At 69.5% G+C, this 14,789-nt stretch carries 12 protein-coding genes; 7 read left to right on the top strand and 5 right to left on the bottom strand.

Features of this window, described 5'->3' with window-relative positions:
• Positions 1 to 22: 22 nt before the first annotated feature.
• Positions 23 to 1,051 (bottom strand): class II fructose-bisphosphate aldolase, encoded by a 1,029-nt coding sequence (gene fbaA / locus NNL39_RS01955; protein WP_255160031.1) that lies wholly within the window; start codon positions 1,049 to 1,051, stop codon positions 23 to 25.
• Between the two features lie 209 nt (positions 1,052 to 1,260).
• Here fbaA and glpX point away from each other — a divergent pair, with 209 nt between their 5' ends.
• The 3 genes from glpX to NNL39_RS01940 all read left to right on the top strand — a co-directional run bounded on the left by glpX (position 1,261) and on the right by NNL39_RS01940 (position 5,918).
• A complete protein-coding gene (gene glpX / locus NNL39_RS01950) occupies positions 1,261 to 2,199 on the top strand; it encodes a class II fructose-bisphosphatase (RefSeq protein ID WP_255160863.1) in 939 nt (312 codons plus the stop codon).
• A gap of 90 nt (positions 2,200 to 2,289) precedes the next feature.
• Complete coding sequence (locus tag NNL39_RS01945; RefSeq protein WP_255160030.1) at positions 2,290 to 4,023, top strand: ABC transporter ATP-binding protein; 1,734 nt, start codon at positions 2,290 to 2,292, stop codon at positions 4,021 to 4,023.
• Positions 4,020 to 5,918, top strand: coding sequence for an ABC transporter ATP-binding protein (locus NNL39_RS01940; RefSeq protein ID WP_255160029.1), 1,899 nt, complete (start codon positions 4,020 to 4,022; stop codon positions 5,916 to 5,918). Before NNL39_RS01945 ends, NNL39_RS01940 begins: the two co-directional genes overlap by 4 nt.
• Before the next feature lie 56 nt (positions 5,919 to 5,974).
• On the opposite strand, the gene NNL39_RS01935 is transcribed toward NNL39_RS01940, so the two are convergent.
• The 4 genes from NNL39_RS01935 to rmuC all read right to left on the bottom strand — a co-directional run bounded on the left by NNL39_RS01935 (position 5,975) and on the right by rmuC (position 10,549).
• The gene (locus NNL39_RS01935) at positions 5,975 to 6,943 is read right to left on the bottom strand and encodes a bile acid:sodium symporter family protein (protein WP_255160028.1); all 969 of its coding nucleotides are present in this window, start codon (positions 6,941 to 6,943) and stop codon (positions 5,975 to 5,977) included.
• On the bottom strand, positions 6,940 to 8,682 hold the full coding sequence (locus tag NNL39_RS01930; protein ID WP_255160027.1) for an AMP-binding protein: 1,743 nt from the start codon (positions 8,680 to 8,682) through the stop codon (positions 6,940 to 6,942). The genes NNL39_RS01935 and NNL39_RS01930 overlap by 4 nt, the downstream gene beginning before the upstream one ends.
• Before the next feature lie 123 nt (positions 8,683 to 8,805).
• Positions 8,806 to 9,195 (bottom strand): VOC family protein, encoded by a 390-nt coding sequence (locus NNL39_RS01925; protein WP_255160026.1) that lies wholly within the window; start codon positions 9,193 to 9,195, stop codon positions 8,806 to 8,808.
• A gap of 10 nt (positions 9,196 to 9,205) precedes the next feature.
• On the bottom strand, positions 9,206 to 10,549 hold the full coding sequence (gene rmuC / locus NNL39_RS01920) for a DNA recombination protein RmuC (protein WP_255160025.1): 1,344 nt from the start codon (positions 10,547 to 10,549) through the stop codon (positions 9,206 to 9,208).
• 84 nt (positions 10,550 to 10,633) lie between these two features.
• Between rmuC and NNL39_RS01915 the strand changes: the two genes are divergently transcribed.
• The 4 genes from NNL39_RS01915 (at position 10,634) to NNL39_RS01900 (ending at position 14,788) form a co-directional block, all read left to right on the top strand.
• Entirely contained in the window at positions 10,634 to 11,554 is a 921-nt protein-coding gene (locus NNL39_RS01915) for a LysR family transcriptional regulator (RefSeq protein WP_255160024.1), read from the top strand.
• 122 nt (positions 11,555 to 11,676) lie between these two features.
• A complete protein-coding gene (locus NNL39_RS01910) occupies positions 11,677 to 13,164 on the top strand; it encodes a CoA-acylating methylmalonate-semialdehyde dehydrogenase (protein ID WP_255160023.1) in 1,488 nt (495 codons plus the stop codon).
• A 63-nt stretch (positions 13,165 to 13,227) separates the two neighbouring features.
• Entirely contained in the window at positions 13,228 to 14,112 is an 885-nt protein-coding gene (locus NNL39_RS01905; protein WP_255160022.1) for a phytanoyl-CoA dioxygenase family protein, read from the top strand.
• A gap of 112 nt (positions 14,113 to 14,224) precedes the next feature.
• A complete protein-coding gene (locus NNL39_RS01900; RefSeq protein WP_255160021.1) occupies positions 14,225 to 14,788 on the top strand; it encodes an OsmC family protein in 564 nt (187 codons plus the stop codon).
• Position 14,789: the final 1 nt, after the last annotated feature.

The raw sequence follows: 14,789 nt of genomic DNA, 5'->3' as shown, positions 1-14,789 counted from the left end.
GCGTGGGCGAGCGGCTCGAGGCCTAGCGGCCCGAGTGGCCCGCCGAGCCGAGCTGCTGCGTGGCCTCGACGACGCGCTTCGCCATGGCCGTCTCGGCGGTCTTGCCCCAGGCGCGCGGGTCGTAGACCTTCTTGTTGCCCATTTCGCCGTCGACCTTGAGGAACCCGTCGTAGTTCTTCAGCACCGAGTCGGCGACCGAGCGGCTGAAGGCGTACTGCGTGTCGGTGTCGATGTTCATCTTGATGACGCCGTTCTTCACGGCCGTCGAGATCTCGTCGTCGGTCGAGCCGGAACCACCGTGGAAGACGAGGTCGAGCGGAAGGGCATCCGTGCCGTACTTCGCCTGGATGCCCTGCTGGATCTCGGCCAGCAGCTCGGGGCGAAGCTTGACGTTGCCGGGCTTGTAGACGCCGTGCACGTTGCCGAAGGTGAGGGCGGCCATGTAGCGGCCCTGCTCGCCGAGGCCGAGCGCCTCGACCGCGGCCGTCACGTCACCGAGGGTCGTGTACAGCGCGTCGTTCGAGCCCTCGTGCTGCACGCCGTCCTCCTCGCCGCCGACGACGCCGATCTCGACCTCGAGGATGGCGTGGATGGCCTTCATGCGGGGGAGGAGGTCGCGCGCGATCTCGAGGTTCTCGGCGAGCGGCACGGCCGAGCCGTCCCACATGTGCGACTGGAAGATGGGGTTGCGACCGGCCTTGACCTCGGCCTCGCTCGCGGCGATGAGGGGCATGACGAAGCCGTCGAGCGCGTCCTTCGGGCAGTGATCGGTGTGCAGCGCGACGGTGACGGGGTAGTTCTTCGCCACCTCGGTCGCGAATGCGGCGAAGGCGAGCGCGCCCGAGGCGCGGGCCTTGACGGTCTGCCCGGCGAAGTAGTCGGCACCGCCCGTGGTGACCTGCAGGATGCCGTCGGAGCCGGCCTCGCTCAGGCCCTGCAGCACCGCGTTGATCGTCGACGACGACGACACGTTGATGGCGGGGTAGGCGAAGCCGCCCTTCTTGGCCTTGTCGAGCATCTCGGCGTACTGCTCGGGAGTGGCGATGGGCATGACGGCTCCTTGCGATGTGGTGGGGGTGGGTGCGCCTCGAGTCTAGCGACGCGGCATCTCACCCCGCGGGGCCCGAGGGCTAGGCTGGTCGAGCGCTGACCTACCACCCGGCGCGTCCTGCATTCCGCCCGTCCACCCACGGAAAGGACGCCCTCGTGGTGACCACTGAGACCGGAACCCTGTTCCTCCACCCCGACCGCAACCTCGCGATGGAGCTCGTGCGCGCCACCGAGGCCGCCGCCATCCGCTCGGCGCCGTTCATCGGCAAGGGCGACAAGCTCGCGGCCGATGGGGCGGCGGTGGATGCGATGCGCAAGTTCCTGGGAACCGTCAACTTCAGCGGCCTCGTGGTCATCGGCGAGGGCGAGAAGGACAACGCACCGATGCTCTTCAACGGCGAGGTGGTCGGGAACGGCCAGGGCCCCGCGTGCGACATCGCCGTCGACCCCATCGACGGCACCTCGCTCACGGCGGCCGGCCGAGGCCACGCGATCTCGATGATCGCCGTCGCCGACCGCGGCACGATGCTCGACGCCTCGAGCGTCTTCTACATGGAGAAGCTCGTCGCCGGGCACGAGGGCATCGGCGTGCTCGACATCCGCCAGTCGATCGCCGAGAACATCCGCGCGCTCGCCGCCGTCAAGAAGAAGCCGATCGACGAGATGCGCGTCGCCGTGCTCGACCGGCCGCGCCACGAGGGCCTGATCGCCGAGATCCGCGCGACGGGCGCCGGCACACGGCTCATCCTCGACGGCGACGTCGCCGGCGGCATCAACGCGGCCCGCCACGACTCGCGCATCGACCTGTGCGTGGGCACGGGCGGCAGCCCCGAAGGGGTCGCGACGGCGTGTGCGGTGAAGGCGCTCGGCGGCTTCATCCAGGGCCGCCTCGCGCCGGGCAGCGACGAGGAGCGGGCGCGCGGCGCCGCGGCGGGGCTGAAGTTCGACCACGTCTACGAGGCCGACGAGCTCGTGCGCAGCGACAACACGTTCTTCGTCGCCACGGGCGTGACCGACGGCGAGCTCGTGCGCGGTGTGCGGCGCGAGCGCGGCATCATCACGACCGAGTCGATCGTGCTGCGCTCACGATCGGGCACCATCCGCCGGGTGACGGCCGACCACCTCGAGAACAAGTGGCTCGATAGCTGAGCTCGAGCGCCGCATCCCGCCGCCCCGTTCGCTGAGAGCGGCACGCTCGTGGCGGGCGCACGGCTCGCGCGGGTGAAGAATGGGCAGACCATGCTCGCGACTCTCCTTCGGCGATATCTGCGCCCCTACTGGTCGTTGATTGCCGCGGTGATCGTGTTCCAGCTCGCGCAGGCGATCGCCTCGCTGTTCCTGCCCGCCCTCAACGCGGCCATCATCGACCGTGGCATCGCCACAGGCGATACGGGCTACATCCTCATGGTCGGCGGCGGGATGCTCGCCATCACGCTCGTGCAGATCGCGTGCGCCATCACGGCCGTGTACTTCGGCGCGCGCGTGGCCATGGCGCTGGGGCGCGACCTGCGCGGGGCGGTGTTCGCGCACGTCGGCAGCTTCTCCGAGCGCGAGGTGAGCCGCTTCGGCGCGCCCTCGCTCATCACGCGCACGACCAACGACGTGCAGCAGGTGCAGATGCTCGTGCTCATGACGAGCACGATGCTCGTGAGCGCGCCCATCCTCGCCGTCGGCGGCGTCATCATGGCGCTGCAGCAAGACCTCGAGCTCTCGCTCATCATGGCCGTCGCGATTCCCGTGCTGCTCATTGCCGTGAGCGCGATCATCGTGCGCACCGTGCCGCTGTTCCGCGTGATGCAAGAGCGCATCGACACCGTCAACCGCGTGCTGCGCGAGCAGCTGACCGGCATGCGCGTCGTGCGCGCGTTCGTGCGCGAGCAGCAGGAGGTCGATCGCTTCGCCGACGCCAACGCGGCCGTCACCGATGTCGCGCTGCGCTCGGGGCGGCTGTTCGCGCTCATGTTCCCGATCGTGCTGCTCGTGCTCAACGTCTCGAGCGTGGCCGTGCTGTGGTTCGGCGCGTTCCGCATCGAGTCGGGGCTCATGCAGGTCGGCGCGCTGACGGCCTTCCTCACCTACCTCATCCAGATCTTGATGGCGGTGCTCATGGCCACGTTCATCGCCGTGCTGCTGCCGCGGGCGGCCGTCTCGGCTGACCGCATCGGCGAAGTGCTCGAGACGCCCTCCTCGGTGGTGCTGCCGGCGAACCCCGTCACGCAGCTCGAGGCGAGCGGTCGGGTCGAGCTGCGCGACGCGACGTTCGCGTATCCGGGGGCGGAGCATCCCGTGCTCGACGGGGTGAGCCTCGTGGCGGAGCGCGGACGCATGACGGCCATCATCGGCAGCACCGGCTCGGGCAAGACGACGCTCATCAGCCTGCTGCCCCGGCTGTTCGACGTCACGGGCGGCGCGGTGCTCGTTGACGGCGTCGACGTGCGCGAGCTCGACGCCGACCTGCTGTGGAGCCGCATCGGCCTCGTGCCGCAGCGCCCGTTCCTGTTCTCGGGCACCGTGGCGAGCAACCTGCGCTTCGGCAAGCCCGACGCCACCGACGACGAGTTGTGGACGGCGCTCGAGATCGCCCAGGCCGCCGACTTCGTGCGCGCGATGCCCGACCAGCTCGAGGCCCCCATCGCCCAGGGCGGCACGACCGTCTCGGGCGGCCAGCGGCAGCGTCTCGCGATCGCCCGCGCGCTCGTGAAGCGCCCCGAGATCTACGTCTTCGACGATTCGTTCTCGGCCCTCGACACGGCGACGGATGCCCGGCTACGGGCCGCGCTGCGTCGCGAGGTCGCCGACGCCACCCTCATCGTCGTCGCCCAGCGGGTGGCGACGGTGCAAGACGCCGACCAGATCATCGTGCTCGACCAGGGTCGGGTCGTGGGTCGCGGTACGCACGCCGAGCTGCTCGCGGGCAACGAGACCTACGCCGAGATCGTCAATAGCCAGTTGCGAGCGGAGGCGAGCGCATGAGCACGGCACCCGCACGACCGGTCGGCCCTCCCGGGGGCGTGCGCCGCGGACCGATGGGCGGCCCCATGGGCGGCGGCATCGGCATGCCCGCGGAGAAAGCCATGACCTTCGGCCCCTCGGCGAAGCGGCTCGTCGGCCGGTTGGCGCCCGAGCGCGCGCTCGTGATCGTCGTGATCGCGCTCGGGGTGCTGAGCGTGCTGCTGAGTGTCGTGGGCCCTGCGCTGCTCGGTATGGCGACGAACGTCATTGTCGACGGGGTGTTCGGCAATGGCGACGGCGCAGGCCAGGCGGGTGATGGCGCGGGTATCGACTTTGCCCAGCTGCAGCTGCTGCTCGGCATCGTGCTGCTCGTCTACGTGTTCTCGTCGGTGTTCTCGTGGCTGCAGGGCTACCTGCTCAACGGCGTCACGCAGCGCACGGTCTACCGCCTGCGTGAGGAGGTGCAGGCCAAGCTCAACCGCCTGCCGCTCACCTACTTCGACCGCGTGCAGCGCGGCGAGGTGCTCAGCCGCGTCACGAACGACGTCGACAACATCTCGCAGAGCCTGCAGCAGACCCTGAGCCAGCTGCTGACCTCGCTGCTGACCGTGCTGGGCGTCATCATCATGATGTTCGTGATCTCGCCGATTCTGGCCCTCGTGTCGCTCATCACGGTGCCGCTCACGCTCGTCATCACGGCGGTCATCGCGAAGCGTTCGCAGAAACTGTTCGTGGCGCAGTGGGCGCACACGGGTGAGCTCAACGCGCAAATCGAGGAGACCTTCACGGGCCACGCGCTCGTGAAGGTGTTCGGCCGTCAGCGCGAGGTCGAGCAGCGGTTCCTCGAGAAGAACGAGCAGCTGTTCACGGCGAGCTTCGGGGCGCAGTTCGTGAGCGGCATCATCATGCCGGCCATCATGTTCGTCGGAAACCTCGTCTACGTCGCCATCGCCGTGGTCGGCGGCCTGCTCGTCACGACCGGTTCAATGACGATCGGCGGCGTGCAGGCCTTCATCCAGTACTCGCGCCAGTTCACGCAGCCGCTCAGCCAGCTCGGCTCGATGGCGAACCTGCTGCAGTCGGGTGTCGCGAGCGCCGAGCGCGTCTTCGAACTGATGGATGCGCCCGAGCAGAGCCCCGACCCGTCACCGGCGGCGACCCCCGACGACGCCACCGGCCGCCTGGTGTTCGAGGACGTGTCGTTCCGCTACGACCCCGACGTGCCGCTCATCGACGGCCTGTCGCTCACCGCCGAGCCCGGCCAGACGATCGCGATCGTCGGGCCGACCGGGGCGGGCAAGACCACGCTCGTCAACCTCATGATGCGGTTCTACGAGCTCGACGGCGGGCGCATCACGCTCGACGGCGTCGACATCGCCGCGATGACGCGCGACGACTTGCGCTCCCGGATGGGCATGGTGCTGCAGGACACCTGGCTGTTCGGCGGGACGATCCGCGACAACATCGCGTACGGTCGGCCCGACGCGACCGAGGAGGAGATCCTCGACGCGGCCCGCGCCACCTACGTCGACCGCTTCGTCGGCGCGCTGCCCGAGGGCTACGACACAGTGCTCGACGACGACGGCTCGAACGTGAGTGCGGGCGAGAAACAGTTGCTGACGATCGCGCGCGCCTTCCTCGCGCGACCGAGCGTGCTCATTCTCGACGAGGCGACGAGCTCGGTCGACACGCGCACCGAGGTGCTCGTGCAGCACGCCATGGCGGCCCTCCGCCGTGACCGCACGAGCTTCGTCATCGCGCACCGCCTCTCGACCATCCGCGACGCCGACCTCATCCTCGTCATGGAGGCGGGCCGCATCGTCGAGCAGGGCACGCACGACCAGCTGCTCGCGGCGAACGGCGCCTACGCGCGGCTCTACGAGGCGCAGTTCGCCCAGGCTCTCGACGAGGCGTAGCCGCGAACGACGACGGGGGCAGAGCCTCGCGGCCCTGCCCCCGTCGTCGAGTGTTGCTACAGCAGGTTCGGGATCTTCTGCTCGGCGGCCGTGTTCGCGCGCCGGAACACGAACGTCACGACCGTCGCGAGGAGCACGATGAACAGCGAGTACAGCGCCGGCACGATGAGGATGAGCCCGATGTCGGGGTTGCCGCTGAACGTCAGCAGGATGATCGCGATCGCGAGGGGGCCGTTCTGGATGCCCGTCTCGAGCGCGATCGTGCGCGCGTTCGCGGGGTGCAGCCGGATCGCCCGCGAGATGCCGTAGGCGATCGCGATGCCGAAGAGTCCGAGCCCGATCGCCACGACGTAGGTCTGCCACGCCGTCGACGTGAGCAGCGCCCAGTTGCGCGGCACCCACGTCGCCACGAGGAACACGATGAAGAACAGCCCGAAGAAGCCGCCCATGAGCTCGAGCACGGCGCCGATGTTGGCGCTGTAGCGGCGGATGAGCATGCCGAGCACGACCGGGATGAGCAGCACCGCGAGCGTCACGACGATGTTCGTGATCGGGATCTGGAACTCGGAGTTCTCACCGGCGAAGAGCAGGTTGCCGAAGATCGCGAGCGCGAGCGGCGTCATGATGATGGCCCACAGGGTCGAGTTGGTGGTCATCATGACGCTCAGGGCGAGGTTGCCCTTCGAGAAGTACGTGAACATGTTCGACGTCGTTCCCGCGGGCACGGCGCCCATGAGCAAGGCGCCGATCGACAGCGGCACGGCGACCTCGGGGGCGAGCTGGAACAGGAACACGAGGCACAGCACGTAGGCGAGCACGGGCATGATGCCGAACTGCGTGATGAAGCCGATGATGAGGCCCGACGGCCGCTTGAGCGCGAGCTTGAAGTCGCGCGGCGTGAGGCCGGCACCGAGACCGAACATGATGACGAAGACGAGCCCGACGAGCAGGTTCTGCTCGAAGGGCGTGACGACGTCCTGCTCGTTGACGACCGCCTGCGTGGCGATGATGGCGGGCGTGATCACGACAGCTCCCTTCCCTGGGTCTCGATACTCGCGGTGGCCGAGGTGACGGCTTCGGCCCGCAGCTCGCGCCGCAGGATCTTGCCGATCGGGCTCTTGGGCAGCTCGTCGACGAAGCGCACCGACTTCGGCACCTTGTAGGCGGCGAGGGTCTCGCGGCAGTGTGTGAGCACCTCGGCCTCGGTCGGCGGCGTCGCCGTCGACACGATGTAGGCCCGCACGGACTCGCCCGACTTGTCGTCGGGGATGCCGACGACGCCGACCTCGAGCACGCCCGCCAGCTCGGCGATGCGCTCTTCGATCTCGTTGGGGTACACGTTGAAGCCGCTGACGAGGATCATGTCCTTCTTGCGGTCGACGATCGTGAAGAAGCCGTCGGCATCCATCTCGGCAACATCACCGGTGCGGAACCAGCCGTCGACGATGCTCGCCGCGGTGTCCTCCGGACGCTGCCAGTAGCCGAGCATGACCTGCGGGCCCTTCGCCGCGATCTCGCCCGGCATGCCGGGGGCGACCTCGTTGCCGGCCTCGTCGATGCAGCGCAGCTCGGTCGATGGCACGGGGATGCCGATCGTGCCGTCTTTGGCATTCGGGCCGAAGGGGTTGAAGCTCAGCACGGGTGAGGTCTCGGTGAGGCCGTAGCCCTCGACGATGGGCGTGCCGGTGACCTCGCGCCAGCGCGCGGCGACCGATTCGTGCAGCGCCATGCCGCCGGCAGCGGAGGCGCTCAAGTGCCGGGGCGGGCTGTCGAGGAACCACCGCTCGTTGAGGAGGGCGTTGAACAGGGTGTTGACGCCCGTGACCCACGTGATCTTGTAGTTCTCGAAGGCGCGCTTGAGGTTGCTCGGCGGTCGCGGAGATGGCACGAGGATGTTGCGCGCACCCAGCCGGTAGAAGCCGAGCAGGTTCACCGTGAAGGCGAACACGTGGTACAGCGGCAGGGCCGTGAGCACGGTCTCGAGGCCGGGCCGCATATAGCCGCCGCACATCTGGACCATCTGCAGCGTGTTCGACACGAGGTTGCCGTGCGAGAGCATGGCCCCCTTCGAGACGCCCGTCGTGCCGCCGGTGTACTGCAGCGCGGCGACCGTGTCGGCCCCCACGCCGTCGAGGTAGCCGGTGAGCGCGGCGGCCGACTTCGCGGCCCGACCGGCGCTGAGCGCGGCCTGGAACGCCGTGTGCTCGACCGTGATGGCCGGCAGCGAGCGGCTCCAGAACTTCTGCACCATGCGGATCACGCCCGCGATGACGGGCGGGAAGAACTCGGCGATGCGCACCGTGACGACGGTCTCGATGCTCGTCTTCGGCAGCACCTCCGGCAGCCGGTCGGCGAACATGTCGATCACGACGAGCGCCTTCGCACCCGAGTCAGAGAACTGGTGCACCATCTCGGTGGCCGTGTAGAGCGGGTTGGTGTTGACGAGCACGCAGCCCGCCTTCATGACACCGAACGCCACGACCGGGTAGGCCAGGCAGTTCGGCATCTGCACGGCGACGCGATCGCCCTGCGCGAGTCCGACGACGTCGCGCAGGTACGCGGCGAAGTCGTCGGAGAGCGCATCGACCTGCGCGTAGGTGAGCGAGCCGTTCATGCCGTTGGGCATGCACTGCGTGAACGCGATCGTGCCGGAGTAGGCCGAACCGGAGTGCCGGATCATCGCGGGCAGATGCTCGAACGGCACCGTCTCGAGATCGGGCGCGACGTCGTCGGCGTAGTGGGTGTACCAGGGGCGTTGGGTCATCGTTGATCTTTCGCCGAAGGGTCGACCGTCGGCGGAGCCACCGACGATGGTGAAACGTGCTTCATCATATCGGGGGCTCCGGATGCTCGCGAGGGCCGCGCCGCCCGCGACCTCTCCCGCGGCTCAGTCGGCGTTCTGCAGCACCGAGATGATGTTGCCGGCCGGGTCGGCGAACCACGCGATGTCGGGACCTTGGTTCGCGGCGATGCCGCGGGAGATGCCCCGCGCATCCTGCTCGAAGCCCTCGTACCGCAGCATCTCGACGCCGCTCGCGACGAGCTCGTCGACGGCCGTCTCGATGTCGGCCACCTCGAGGTTGAGCACGGTGTAGGTGGCGGGAACGTGGTCGGGTTTGGGGTAGACGAGCACCCAACCGCCCCCGGGCAGGTCGATCGAGAGCTGCCCCATCATCTCGTCGGTCACGGTGAGGCCGAGGGAGTCGCGGTAGAACGCTCGTGCCGCGTCGATGTCGGGCACGGCGAAGCCGCCGAAGGCGAAGGTGTAGGTCGGCATGCCGGGCAGGCTACTCCGCTGCGGGTTCGCCGTCGAGGGTGCTGAACTCGAGCTCGGGCGCCGCGGGGGCCGTCTCGAGCTCGGCGACGAGCTCCATGGCGGTCAGATCGCGCGGGGCGTCTTCGATTGCGGCGAGGGGCCCGAGCACGGTCGATTCGTCGAGTTTCTGCAGCTTGCGCGCCGTGGGCAGCACCTGCCGCTCGAGCGAGCCGACGAAGCCGTTGTAGTTCTTGATCGTGCTCTCGATGGCACGGCCGAGCTTCTCGACGTGCCCCGCCATGGTCGACAGGCGCGAGTACAGCTCACGGCTGAGGTCGAACAGCACTTGCGCATCGGCGGTGAGCACGTCTTGCTGCCACGAGAACGCGACGGTCTTGAGTACCGACCAGAGGGTGACGGGCGACGCGAGGGCGACGCGCTTCGAGAACGCGTAGTCCATGATCGCGGGGTCGGCCTCCATGGCCGACGACACGAGCGACTCGCTCGGGATGAACGCGATGACCATCTCGGGCGAGGTGCCGAGGCCCGCCCAGTAGGCCTTCGAGCCGAGCGCGTCGATGTGGGCGCGCACGGCCTTGACGTGCTCCTGCAGCAGGCGCTTGCGGCGGTCGCCCTCCTCGCCTGTCGCGGTGATCGCGATCTGGCTCGCGGCGAGGTACGCGTCGAAGGGCACCTTCGCGTCGACGGGGATGTGCTTGCCGCCGGGCAGGTGGATGACCATGTCCGGGCGACCCGCCCCGGCGTCGGAGCTCACCGTCCACTGCACGTCGAAGTCGACCCGCTCGATGAGCCCCGCGGCCTCGACGACCCGCCGCAGCTGGGTCTCGCCCCAGACGCCGCGCGTCGAGTTGCTGCGCAGGGCGCCCGCGAGCGACTCGGCGGTCGCCCGCAGGCGCTCCTCCGCCTCGGTCGCCGACTTGAGCTGCTGGGTCAGCTCCCCGTGCTGCAGGCTGCGCTGCGTCTCGAGCTCGGTGACCTTCGCCTGCATCGAGCGCAGGGTCTCCTGCACGGGGGCGAGCTGCTGCAACACCTTGCTCTCGGCGCGCTCGCGCTCGGCCTGCGCCGCCTGCTCGGTGCGCACGCGCTCGACGAGCTCGCGGTACTGGTCCTGCGCCGAACCGATCTGCTCGCGCAGTCCGGCGGCGGTCGCCTGCAGCGCGGCGAGCTCGGTCGAGAGCTGCGCCCGATGCTGCGCCTCCTCGGCGCGGATCTCGGCGATCGCCGTCTGATGCCGCGCCTCGATGACCGCGGGGTCGTCGCCGGTCGACGAGCGCCGGGCGAGCACGAGCCCGAGCAGGGCGCCGAGCACGGCGCCGATCAGCAGGCCGATCACGAGGGGGAGCACGAAGTCCATGCCCGCCAGTGTGCCAGTCGCCCCCGACGCCAGCCCGACGCCAGCCCGACGCCAGCCGGACGCCCGCCGCCCTACGCTGGGCGCATGAGCACCGGCCCCGACCCGCACGAGGTGAGCGCCGACGACCTGCGCTACCTGCTCGCGGTCGCGCGCGTCGGCCGGCTCGTCTCGGCCGCGGCGCTGCTCGGCGTCGACCACACGACCGTGCGCCGTCGACTCGACCGCCTCGAGGCGGCCCTGGGCGCGCGGCTGCTCGACCGCGGCGCCGACGGCTGGCAACTGACAGCGATCGGGCGCGATGTGGTCGAGCGCGCGGCACCGCTCGAGGGGCTCGTCGAGCAGGTGGTGGCGGCAGCATCCGGTTCTGACGCCGTGCGGGGCACCGTGCGCGTCGCCGCGCCCGAGGGCTTCGGCTCGCTGTTCGCGGCCCCGGCGCTCGCGCGGGTGCGTGTCGAGCATCCGGGTATCGCCCTCGAACTGGTCACCTCGACCCGCCCGCTCAGTCTGCGCGGATCGGGCTTCGACCTCGCCGTCACGGTCGGGTCGCCCGCGGGCTCGCGCGTCACGGCCGAGCTGCTCACCGAGTACGCGCTGCGGCTCTACGCGGCGCCGAGCTACCTGGCCGCGCGGCCCGCCATTCGCACGCCCGCCGACCTCGAAGGGCACGACCTCGTCTTCTACGTGGATGCCCTGCTCACCGTGCGCGAGCTCGACCTCGCCACGCTCGGGCTCGAGGGCATGCGGCTCGGGTTCGGCTCGACGAACGTGTTCGCGCAGCTCGAGGCCACCCGCGCCGGAGCCGGCATCGGCCTGCTGCACGCCTTCATGGGCGAGGGCTCGGCGGGGCTCGAGCCCGTGCTGCCGCGCGCCGTCGACGTGCGCCTGCCGTTCATGCTCTCGCAGCGGCCCGACAGCCCCGCGGTGGATGCCGTCGCGATTGTGCGCGATGCCCTGCGTCGCGAGGTCGCCGACCGGCGGGACGAACTCCTGCCTCCTCCTCGCTGAGCGCGCGCGAGCATCCCGAACCGGCCTGTGCGTTTCTGCACATGACCTGTGCACCGATGGTGCTTGATCGCAGATCATCGGGGGCGCAGACTGGGCACGACTCGTCCAACGAAGGAGCACACATGTCGGTCGTCAAGCACTGGGTGAACGGCGCGGAGTTCGCCGGGGCATCAACCCGCACCGCCCCCGTCTACAACCCCGCCACGGGCGAGGCGCAGCGCCAGGTCGCGCTCGCGACCACCGCTGACGTCGATCACGCCGTGCAGGCCGCGAAGGCCGCGTTCCCCGGCTGGTCGAACACCTCGATCGCCAAGCGGCAGCAGATCATGTTCGCGTTCCGGGAGGGCCTCAACGCGCGCAAGGACGAGCTCGCGGCGATTCTCACCAACGAGCACGGCAAGGTGCTGAGCGACGCGGGCGGCGAGATCGCGCGCGGCCTCGAGGTCGTCGAGCTCGCGTGCAGCATCCCCCAGCTCATGAAGGGCGAGTTCAGCGAGAACGTGTCGACGGGCGTCGACGTGTACTCGATCAAGCAGGCGCTCGGTGTCGTGGGCATCATCAGCCCCTTCAACTTCCCGGCCATGGTGCCGCTGTGGTTCTTCCCCCTCGCGATCGCGGCGGGCAACACCGTCGTGCTCAAGCCCTCGGAGAAAGACCCGTCGGCCGCGATCTGGATGGCGCAGCTGTTCAAGGAGTCGGGACTTCCCGACGGCGTCTTCAACGTCGTCAACGGCGATAAGGAGAGCGTGGATGCTCTGCTCGAGCACCCCGACGTCGCGAGCATCTCGTTCGTGGGTTCGACGCCGATCGCCAAGTACATCTACGAGACGGCCTCGAAGCACGGCAAGCGCGTGCAGGCTCTCGGCGGCGCCAAGAACCACATGCTCGTGCTGCCCGACGCCGACCTCGACCTCGTGGCCGACTCGGCCGTCAACGCGGGCTTCGGCTCGGCCGGCGAGCGCTGCATGGCCATCTCGGTCGTCGTCGCCGTCGAGCCCGTCGCCGATGCGCTCATCGAGAAGATCCAGGCGCGCATGAGCGGACTGAAGGTCGGCGACGGCACGCGCAACTGCGACATGGGCCCGCTCATCACGCGCGAGCACCGCGACAAGGTGGCGAGCTACCTCGAGGTCGCCGAGCAGGATGGCGCATCCATCGTCGTCGACGGCCGCGGCATCGAGGTCGACGGCGACGCCAACGGCTTCTGGCTCGGCCCGACTCTCATCGACAAGGTGCCCACAAGCTCGAAGGTCTACACCGAGGAGATCTTCGGCCCCGTGCTCTCGGTCGTGCGCGTGAAGAGCTACGACGAGGGCCTCGCGCTCATCAACGGCTCGCAGTACGGCAACGGCACGGCGATCTTCACGAACGACGGCGGCGCCGCACGGCGCTTCCAGAACGAGGTGACCGTGGGCATGGTCGGCATCAACGTGCCGATCCCCGTTCCCGTCGGCTACTACTCGTTCGGCGGCTGGAAGAACTCGCTCTTCGGCGACGCCAAGGCCTACGGCACGCAGGCGATCCCGTTCTTCACGCGCGAGAAGGCGATCACCTCGCGCTGGCTCGACCCGAGCCACGGCGGCATCAACCTGGGGTTCCCGCAGAACTAGCGGTTGCCGCTTGGTGCGGGCGCCATCTTTCGGGCGCCCGCACTCAAAGGTATGATCTAAGACATGACCACTGCTGTTCAGACTCTGGTGATGCACGACTCCGTCGACGAGGCCTTCGTCGCCCAGTACGCGCGCGACGGCTTCGCCGTGCTGCGCGGCGCCCTCACCCCGGCCGAGGTGGCTGAGGTCAACTCCGAGGCATTGCGCATCTGCCGGGCAGGCCTCAACCCCTCCGATGAGGCGCTGGATGCTCACCCCGGGCAGAGCGACGCCGACGTGCTGCGGCAGTACCTGTGCATCCACCACCCGCACAAGATCAGCGAGGTCGCCCGGCAGATCATGCGGCACCCTCGGATCGTCGACGGCCTCACGCGCGTGATCGGCCCGAACGTCAAGGCGATGCAGTCGATGCTGTTCATCAAGAGCGAGGGCAAGCCGGGCCAGGCCTGGCATCAAGACGAGCACTTCATCCCCACGCGCGACCGCTCGCTCGCCGGAGTGTGGATCGCCCTCGACGACGCCACGACCGAGAACGGCTGCCTGTGGGTGCTGCCCGGCTCGCACGCGCGCGGTGTGCTCTACCCCGACCGCGAGCAGACCGACGAGCGCTTCGACTGCACCGACGAGGCCTACGGGTTCCCCTACACCGACGACGACGCCGTGCCGGTCGAGGTGCCGGCGGGCGCTGCCCTGTTCTTCAACGGCTACCTGCTGCACCGCTCGCTTGAGAACAGCGGAAAGCACGGCTATCGGCGCGCCCTCGTCAACCACTACATGAGCGCCGAGTCGCTGCTGCCCTGGCAGAACAGCGAGGGCCGCTACTTCGCCGAGTACGACTTCCGTGACATCGTCATGGTCGCGGGGGAGGACCCGTACGCCTACAAGGGCTTGCGCGATCTCAGCGTGCCGGGCTCGCGCGCCGACAAGTCGGGCGGTTGCGACCGCTGAGCACCACCGCGCACATTGCGGATCGTGACGCCGCGCGACGCCCCGTGACGCGCCGCGACGCCGTGTGACGGGCGGGGTCGACGGGGCGGGCATCCGCTCGTACCGTCGGCGCATGACGCTTCTCACCGCACCCTCCGTTTCCCCGTCCGTTCCCGAGGTCAGCGCCGACGAGCGCGCGGCCCGGCTCATCGAAGCCGGCTCCGCGTGGGGCGCGCGCATCGGCGCCGACCCGACCACCGCCCAGCTCACCTACCGCGTCAGCGGCGAAGGCGAGGGCTCGGTCGCCTCGAGCATCCGCGCCGGCAAGCACACCTTCCTTGTCGACGAGCCCGGCGCCCTCGCGGGCGACGACGTCGCGGCCAGCCCCGTCGAGTACGCGCTCGGGGCGCTCATCTCGTGCCAGATCGTCGTCTACCGCCTCTACGCGCAGGGGCTCGGCATCCAGGTCGACGACATCCGCATCGACGCCGAAGCCGATCTGGATGCGCGCCGCCTGTTCGGCATCGACGAGACCGTGCGGGCTGGCTTCAGCGACGTGCGGCTCACGATCACGATCACCGGCTCCGAGAGCGAGGAGCGCTACCAGCAGCTGCGCGACGTCGTCGACGCCCACTGCCCCGTGCTCGACCTGTTCGCCAACCCGACCCCGGTCAGCGCGGTCGTGCGCAGCGCCTGAG

Source organism: Microcella humidisoli, assembly GCF_024362325.1.
Lineage (GTDB): Bacteria > Actinomycetota > Actinomycetes > Actinomycetales > Microbacteriaceae > Microcella > Microcella humidisoli.
Note: the sequence above shows the minus strand (reverse complement) of the source record. Positions and strands in the feature narration are given on the sequence as shown.

Excerpts from the sequence above, each read along its gene's own strand:
- fbaA (WP_255160031.1), bottom strand. The coding sequence starts at position 1,051 with ATGCCCATCGCCACTCCCGAGCAGTACGCCGAGATGCTCGACAAGGCC.
- glpX (WP_255160863.1), top strand. The coding sequence starts at position 1,261 with ATGGAGCTCGTGCGCGCCACCGAGGCCGCCGCCATCCGCTCGGCGCCG.
- NNL39_RS01945 (WP_255160030.1), top strand. The coding sequence starts at position 2,290 with ATGCTCGCGACTCTCCTTCGGCGATATCTGCGCCCCTACTGGTCGTTG.
- NNL39_RS01940 (WP_255160029.1), top strand. The coding sequence starts at position 4,020 with ATGAGCACGGCACCCGCACGACCGGTCGGCCCTCCCGGGGGCGTGCGC.
- NNL39_RS01930 (WP_255160027.1), bottom strand. The coding sequence starts at position 8,682 with ATGACCCAACGCCCCTGGTACACCCACTACGCCGACGACGTCGCGCCC.
- NNL39_RS01925 (WP_255160026.1), bottom strand. The coding sequence starts at position 9,195 with ATGCCGACCTACACCTTCGCCTTCGGCGGCTTCGCCGTGCCCGACATC.
- rmuC (WP_255160025.1), bottom strand. The coding sequence starts at position 10,549 with ATGGACTTCGTGCTCCCCCTCGTGATCGGCCTGCTGATCGGCGCCGTG.
- NNL39_RS01915 (WP_255160024.1), top strand. The coding sequence starts at position 10,634 with ATGAGCACCGGCCCCGACCCGCACGAGGTGAGCGCCGACGACCTGCGC.
- NNL39_RS01910 (WP_255160023.1), top strand. The coding sequence starts at position 11,677 with ATGTCGGTCGTCAAGCACTGGGTGAACGGCGCGGAGTTCGCCGGGGCA.
- NNL39_RS01905 (WP_255160022.1), top strand. The coding sequence starts at position 13,228 with ATGACCACTGCTGTTCAGACTCTGGTGATGCACGACTCCGTCGACGAG.
- NNL39_RS01900 (WP_255160021.1), top strand. The coding sequence starts at position 14,225 with ATGACGCTTCTCACCGCACCCTCCGTTTCCCCGTCCGTTCCCGAGGTC.